The organism is Williamsia sp., from assembly GCF_036566845.1.
Lineage (GTDB): Bacteria > Actinomycetota > Actinomycetes > Mycobacteriales > Mycobacteriaceae > Williamsia.
On the sequence record NZ_DATCVM010000238.1, the window covers coordinates 1 to 7,010 of the forward strand.

The following is a 7,010-nucleotide window of genomic DNA, read 5'->3' on the forward strand; positions in this document are numbered from 1 at the left end:
CGCACACCCACGGTGGGCGCGCTTTATGGGGCACGGCTGCGGGGTGTCGGCGTCGGTCGGGCTCTCGCCGATGTCAGCACGGTGCTGCGGGGCGCGCATCCAAACCGCGCTTTTCGAGCGGCGTTGCGGCGCCTGCATCCCGGCACGCCTTCCGCGGATGCGGTCGCTGCCCAGCACCGTTTCGCGGACGCGGCGAAGGCCGGTGATTGGGCGACCGTGTTCGCGATGCTCGATGTCCCGAGGACGCCGGTTGATATCAACGGGGTGCGACCGGGCGGCTCGGCACGGTTCACGGCGCTGCACCAGGCGGCGTGGCACGGCGCACCTGCCGAGGTTGTCGCGGAGTTGATTCGACGCGGCGCGGTGAGGTCGTTGCGGGACGCGAAGGGGCGGATGCCCTATGACGTTCTCATCCAACCTGACTTGGGTCACTTTGGACTTTCCCTCGAAGTGGTGATGCGTTGAGCTGCGGTGATGGGTGGGGTTAGTGCACTGGCTAGGCACTAATTCGTCTCGGTAGGCTCGGGCTGGTGGTGTGGATTCGGCGGGTGCGCACGGCCTCGGGTGCCACTGCGGTCCAGATCGCCGAATCGGTCGACGGCCGCCGGCGGATCGTCCGGCATGTGGGCTCGGCCCGCGATGACGCCGAACTGGGATTACTCGTCGAGGAGGCTCGGCGATTGTTGGCCGATGACGCCCAGCGGGAACTGGATCTGGGAATCACCCCGAAGGCCGTCAAAGCTGAGATGGTAGGCCCGCCCGCCGCGACGCTGTTCACCGACGCTGGTGCTGGGCCCGCGCCGCGGCAGCTGGTGACCCGAGCTCAGGTCTTGAAGTCCTGCAGCGGCCTGCTCTACGACGCCCTGGCTGGTGTGTACGCCGACCTGGGCTTCGACGACGCGGTCGACGATCAGGTGTTCCGGGATCTGGTGATCGCTCGCGTGGTGGAGCCGACCAGCCTGCTCGATGTTGATCGCGTCCTGGCCGAGATGGGCCGAACCTCGGCATCGCTGTCGACACGTAAACGGACGTTGCGTCGTGCGTCGTCGGGTGGTTACCGTGGTCAGATCGCCGCCGCATGTTTCAAAACTGCTTGCGCCACAGGTGATCTGAGTCTTGTGCTCTACGATGTCACCACCCTGTATTTCGAGGCCGACAAAGAAGACGAGCTGCGTAAAGTCGGGTATTCCAATTATCCCGAGGTCGTGGTTATGCCGAGCCTAGGGCAGTCGTGGTGGTGTTTGTGCAGTTCGGTGGAGGTTTCTGGGGTGGCTCGCGCGGCATAATCGTGCTCCCTAATGTTGGCCGTCAGAGGTGTTCGAGGAAGTTGATGAGATCATCGGCTGGCCGGTAGCGGCCGGGGGTGGTGTTCGGTCCGCTGACGCGGCTGAGGGCCCGTTCTTTGACGGTCATGTCGGCGTGCAGATAGATGTGGGTTGCGACCGGGCTTTCGTGGCCGAGCCACAGGGCGATCACGGACGTGTCGATGCCGGCGTGCAGCAGAGCCATCGCCGCGGTGTGGCGCAGCGTGTGTGGAGTGACGCGCTTGGCCGCGATCGATGGGCATGTATTGGCCGCTGCTGCAGCATGTTTAGCGACGAGCCGTTGAACCGCGTCTGCTGACATCGGTGTCTTGCGTTGGGTCGGAAAGGCTGGAGTGTTGGCAGCAGTGCCGGCCTCTGGCAGCCAAGCGCGCAGGGTGGCAGCGGTGGGTTTGGTCAGCGGTGTGCTGCGTTCCTTTCGGCCTTTTCCGGTGGTGTGCACGGCGGCTCCCGGTGTCGTGGTGGTGACATCACTGATGCTCAGCGTGGTTATCTCCGAGACCCGAAGACCGGTTGTGACGGCAGTGAGCAGCAGCGCGTGGTCACGTCGGCCGTACCAGGTGGTTCGGTCCGGCGCGGCCAGGAGGGCATCTGTCTCGGTGCTGGTCAGATACGACACGGTCGCCTGGTCATGGCGGCGTTGCGGGATCGCCAAGATCTGGCTGGCCGTGTGAGCGCGTTCTGGGATCAGCGGCAGCGCATAGCGGTAGAACGAATGGATTGCGGCCAGCCGTGCGTTGCGGGTTGTGGTGCTGTTGTGGCGTTCGGTGTCAAGGTAGTTCAGGAAGGCTCCGATCATCGCGGCGTCGAGATCATCGAGTGTCAGCTGCGCCGGGGATCTCTTGGTCTGGTCGGCGGCGAAGGTCAGCAGGAGCTTGAAGGTGTCCCGGTAGGCCGCGATTGTCTGCGGGCTGGCCCGCAGGTGCCGCATCAGCCGGTCGGTGAAGAACCCTTGCAGCAGCGAACTCAGCGTCGGGGTGGTCATGGCGCCGGCTTCGTGGCAGAGGCTTCGGCGGCGTTGTCGAGGCGGTCGGCGGCAAGGGCGAGCAGTTCGGGCACTGCCTGCAGATACCAGTAGGTCGAGGCGGGATCGACGTGGCCGAGCCAGGTTGACAGCAGTGGCAGTCGCGCTTGAACGTCGTGGCCGTCGCGGTACCAGTCGATCATCGTGGTCACGGCGAAGGTGTGGCGCAGATCGTGCAGACGGACTGGCCGGCGCCCCGGCGCGGTGGCCAACCCGGCGGCCGCGACGATCTCACGGAATGTGGCATTGAGCCGGTCCGGGCATATCGGTCCGCGCCGGGTGTTGAGGAACACCGTTGCGCTGCTGTGTGTGCCGGCCCCGACCCATGCTTGGCGGGCCTGTAGGTAGTCGGTGACCACGGTGGCGGTGCTCGGGTGGATGAACACCAGCCGGGACTTGCCGAACTTCGTCTCCAGCACCTGGATCACTCCGCCGGCCAGGTTGATGTCGCTGACGGCCAGCCGGCACGCTTCGCCAGGGCGTAGCCCGGTGGCGGCCAGCAGCCCGATCAATGTTCGCCACGTCAGCGCCTTGAACGCTGGCTCCAGGGTGCTTGTCGCGGCCAGCAGCGCGCAGATGTCGTTCTGGCTGAGTATGTTTGGTTGCTTCGGTCGGTAGCGCCGGGGCCGGTGCTCTTCGGCTGGGATCTGTGTGAGCGGATCCAACGTATGCTGGTATCGGGCGAAGATCCGCACCGCGTCCAGTCGGCGGGCTATGAGGGTGTCGCTGACCGGAACCTTGATCGGGTTTGTGGCCCATTGGATTGCGAGGTCGTTCTGGACCCGGGTGGCTCCACGTTCCTCGCAGAACTCGACGAAGCTCAGCAGCAGCTTGCTCAGGCCTTCGAGTTTGAATCCCAGCCCCTGGCGGGTGGTGAGGTAGTCAGTGACGTTCTCGCGCAATGTCTTCATGACCGTGCCCCCGGCCACGGGCGCGCCATGCCTCGACCGGCATCGGGATCTGTCTTTGCGGTAATCGTCGGCCAGGGCCGGGCCAAGGGCCGCAATGCGACGTCATCGACCTTGGCGTAGATGGCGGTGGAGCGCGCGCTGCGGTGGCGCAGCACTTGACTCACCTCCGGCAGTGAGGCCCCAGAGCGCAGCATCTGCGTCGCCAGCGTGTGACGGAAACGGTGCGCGTTGATGCGCTCCAGCCCAGCGTCTCGACACGCCGCGGCCACCAGGTGAGCGATCACCCCGGTCGATATCGGACGCCCTGCGGGCTTGACGGTGGTGAACACCGATCGCGTCGCGCATGCCGGCCTGCCGTCGACCAGCCACGCCGCGATCGCCTCACCGGGTTCCGATGGCAGAGGCAAACGCTCCACGTGGTTGCCTTTTCCGACGATGGTGAGTTCTCCTGCTCGCCAATCGATATCGTCGAGATCAAGAGCGGCGATCTCGCCTCTGCGGAGCCCGAGTCGGGCCAACAACAGCAAGATCGCGTAATCGCGCCGATCGGTAGCAGTCCAGCAGTGACGTGACGCGACACCCAAGAGATGCTCAAGATCTGCAGCCGGTACTGCCTTGGGAAGTGACGCCAAATGCCAGCCCGCCGATACTGGAACCGCTCCCGACAGGTCGGCCGATGTGCGGCCTGTGGCGTGGGCGAATCGCAGGAAGGAACGCACCGACCGCGCCATTGACTTCGCCGAATTCGTATTGCGGTCCCTGCAGAACTCGACCATGAACGCAGTGACCATGCCGGCATTCAGAATGCTCACCGGGACCTCTGCGGTCTGGGCCAACGTCCTGAGGAACTGCGCAACCGCCTTGCTGTAGTTGCTAACCGTCACTGGCGCCAAACCACGCTGACGATCCAGCCACTGCTCGTACTCGACGAGCAAATCACCGATCCACGCCGGGCGACCACCGGCATCGATACTGCGTGTGGGATCCATGGGTTCCTCCTCCTGATAGGCAAAGCAATGCACCATCAGAAAGACACACCATCTCTTCGCGCAGGCCGATTATGCCGCGCGAACCACCCCCGAAACCTCCGCCGACCAGCACGAACACCACCACGTCTGCCCTAGGCTCGGCATAACCACGACCTCGGGATAATTGGAATTATGCCGTGGTCGGCATAATTCCAAGGAGCGCCGCGTCGATCCGCAGATCGTGGTGGGGCTGTTGGTCGACCGGCGCGGGTTCCCGCTGGAGATCGGGTGCTTCGAAGGCAACAAGGCCGAGACGCTGACCATCGTGCCGATCGTGAAAGCGTTCCAGACGCGGCACCAGATCACCGACATGGTCGTCGTCGCCGATGCCGGCATGCTGTCGGCCACGAACCTGCGTGACCTCGATGAGGCCGGGTTGCGGTTCATCGTCGGATCCCGCGTCACCAAAGCGCCGGGCGATCTGGCATCCCACTTCCATTGGCACGGTGATTTTTTCACCGACGGCCAGATCATCGACACCATCACCCCACGCGACCAACGCGGCACCGCGACCAAGAGCAGCGACCCGAAACTCAAAGCCGAACCGGTCTGGAACCCGAATACACACCCGAAATCGTGGCGGGCGGTATGGGCCTACTCGACCAAACGTGCAGTGCGCGACACCAAGACGCTGAACCTGCAGGAGCACAAGGCCCGCGCCGTCGTCGCCGGCGACAAGACCGCCCGCACACCGCGATTCGTCACAGTCCGAAACGGCTCCCGCACACTCGACGAGGCCTCCCTGCAGCGGGCACGCCGTCTGGTCGGCCTCAAGGGCTACGTCACCAACCTCGACATCACACTCATGCCCGCCACCGAGGTCATCACCAGCTACCACGACCTATGGCGAGTCGAGCAGTCGTTCCGGATGTCGAAATCCGATCTTGCCGCCCGGCCGATGTTCGCCCGCACCCGCGACGCCATCGAAGCCCACCTGACCATAGTGTTCACCGCCCTGGCACTGAGCCGCGAAGTTCAGACACGAACCCGACTGTCACTGCGACGGTTCCTGCGCACCCTCAAGCCCCTGCGCAGCGCCACCATCGACATCAACGGCGTCATCGCCACCTACCCACCAGCACTGAACCCCGAGGTCGAGGCGATACTCCACGCCCTCAAGCCCACGAAACCAAGGCACTAAGCCAAATGACCCAACTCGGGTGACGAAAGCCCACGGCCGATACCTAGAGTCGCGTCTCATTGATCTCGCATCGAGAGCGGGGCGGGTGAAAGTGGAGAACAGCACCGCGCCCATGCCTCCTGCGTTGCCTGAAGCGGATGCCTCGGACATGGATTATTTCGTGTCGCAACTGGAGATCGTGTTGCCCGTGCTCGGTGTCAATGCGATACGGGTTCCGGTGCCCAAAGCTGAACCCGTGCCGGAGGCTGCCGAGTCACCGGTCTTTCACCTTCGCAACGGAAAACTCGGTGTGGACGCCATGGCGAGGCAGATCGACGGAGAGTTCACGATGCTGGCGGGGTCGACGGTCGTTGCCGAATGGCACGGAGTCGGCAAGGCGGACAGCACGGTGAAGGCGTATGCGTCATACCGGGCGCAGCATCAACGATTAATCGCCGACGGTGCGATTGGCGTTGAAGAGGGACGCGGCCGAGTCACTCGCTCCATTCCGTTCACGTCGCCATCCACCGCGGGCGCTGTCGCCCTGGGGCGGTCCTGCAACGGACGTCGTGAGTGGATCGCCGACGACGGTGCAACATTCGGCCACTGGGAGAGCCGCGGCGTTGAGTAGGCGTTGAGCCCGAGCCCTCAGCGGGACTTGCGTCGATCCGTTCGCGTTTCATGTCTTCGACCACTTCGGCGCATAGGCGCTCACGCTCGCTCTGGAAATAACCGGACGGATCGGACACCATCCGCTCGGCACGGTCGTCGGGGTTGGGGTTGTTGATGCGGACAGCCATGACTGACTCCTTTCGCCGAAGGTCACGCCCTATTTGTCGTTTGCCGAGGTTCCCAGGATGACGCACCGGCACGTCGCGTTCGTCTGGCTTCGAAAACGCCGCAACGTCATGCTGCGCCCCCGTTGTTGCAGGGGCTCCACGCCGGGCTCGTGGTCGTATTCTCTCCAGTCCAGGAGAGCGCCAAGGCGTAGCGCGGTCGCGTTGTCAGAGTGCGGCGGCAAGATTGGGTGAGAAACCCAGCGGCAGGGCGCAGAATTGACATATTGGGGCTGCCGCCGGGAAAGGGGGAACGACGATGATCAAACGGATTGATATGAGCCTTGACGGCGGACCGGCACCGCAAGGCGAGATCGCGGTCAAAGACCTCACGAGTATCGCTGCGGCATTCCAGGAGTTGGTCACCAGGCTCGTCCGTGACACCGTCCATGCGACGGGACCCGGACGATCCAAGCAGTTCGTGGAAGAGTTCGCCGAGCTGCGTTTGAGTGGCATCACTAAAGGCAGCACCTTGTTGCAGTTCACGAAGGGGCCGACCGACAAGCTTGACGTCGAACTGCCGGATCTGGCGGAGACTGACGACCGACTGTGGGCGATTCTGGATGCCATCGGCGCGGATGCGCGGCCTACGTGGTCAACCGACCTGATCGCGGATTCGGCGTCCAAACTGGTCAGCGCCCTTCGGGGCGCTGCGCGGCAGGTGGTCGTAACCTCGCCGTCGCGGAATCCAGTGCGGATCTCGCCGCAGGGCCTCCGTCTCGACACGTGGGCGCCGAGGCGCCAGGAGTCCGGCGGTGCGGCCACCGCC

4 protein-coding genes and 4 pseudogenes are annotated in these 7,010 nt (G+C 64.4%); 5 read left to right on the top strand and 3 right to left on the bottom strand.

All coding sequences use genetic code 11. From position 1 onward, the window contains the following. Positions 1 to 465, top strand: a pseudogene (locus VIQ49_RS22690) (hypothetical protein); the annotation flags it as partial. A 65-nt stretch (positions 466 to 530) separates the two neighbouring features. Next, positions 531 to 1,211: pseudogene (locus VIQ49_RS22695) on the top strand (IS1634 family transposase); the annotation flags it as partial. Between the two features lie 97 nt (positions 1,212 to 1,308). Here the strand turns inward: VIQ49_RS22695 and VIQ49_RS22700 are convergent. From VIQ49_RS22700 to VIQ49_RS22710, 3 genes are read right to left on the bottom strand one after another with little or no spacing between them, the layout of a single operon-like run. Next, positions 1,309 to 2,307, bottom strand: a complete 999-nt coding sequence (locus VIQ49_RS22700; protein ID WP_331888856.1) for a tyrosine-type recombinase/integrase — start codon at positions 2,305 to 2,307, stop codon at positions 1,309 to 1,311. After that, complete coding sequence (locus tag VIQ49_RS22705) at positions 2,304 to 3,257, bottom strand: tyrosine-type recombinase/integrase (protein WP_331888857.1); 954 nt, start codon at positions 3,255 to 3,257, stop codon at positions 2,304 to 2,306. The genes VIQ49_RS22700 and VIQ49_RS22705 overlap by 4 nt, the downstream gene beginning before the upstream one ends. Further along, positions 3,254 to 4,246 (bottom strand): tyrosine-type recombinase/integrase, encoded by a 993-nt coding sequence (locus tag VIQ49_RS22710; RefSeq protein WP_331888858.1) that lies wholly within the window; start codon positions 4,244 to 4,246, stop codon positions 3,254 to 3,256. The genes VIQ49_RS22705 and VIQ49_RS22710 overlap by 4 nt, the downstream gene beginning before the upstream one ends. 190 nt (positions 4,247 to 4,436) lie before the next feature. Between VIQ49_RS22710 and VIQ49_RS22715 the strand changes: the two are divergent. From VIQ49_RS22715 to VIQ49_RS22725, 3 genes and pseudogenes are all read left to right on the top strand, one after another. Next, positions 4,437 to 5,426 (top strand): annotated as a pseudogene (locus VIQ49_RS22715) (IS1634 family transposase); the annotation flags it as partial. A gap of 148 nt (positions 5,427 to 5,574) precedes the next feature. Then, positions 5,575 to 6,036, top strand: a complete 462-nt coding sequence (locus VIQ49_RS22720; RefSeq protein ID WP_331888859.1) for a DUF4357 domain-containing protein — start codon at positions 5,575 to 5,577, stop codon at positions 6,034 to 6,036. A gap of 464 nt (positions 6,037 to 6,500) precedes the next feature. Next, positions 6,501 to 7,010: pseudogene (locus VIQ49_RS22725) on the top strand (hypothetical protein); the annotation flags it as partial.

Bases quoted from the DNA above. Each gene is read 5' to 3' on its own strand.
- VIQ49_RS22720 (WP_331888859.1), top strand. From the start codon at position 5,575: ATGGATTATTTCGTGTCGCAACTGGAGATCGTGTTGCCCGTGCTCGGT.
- VIQ49_RS22705 (WP_331888857.1), bottom strand. From the start codon at position 3,257: ATGAAGACATTGCGCGAGAACGTCACTGACTACCTCACCACCCGCCAG.
- VIQ49_RS22700 (WP_331888856.1), bottom strand. From the start codon at position 2,307: ATGACCACCCCGACGCTGAGTTCGCTGCTGCAAGGGTTCTTCACCGAC.
- VIQ49_RS22710 (WP_331888858.1), bottom strand. From the start codon at position 4,246: ATGGATCCCACACGCAGTATCGATGCCGGTGGTCGCCCGGCGTGGATC.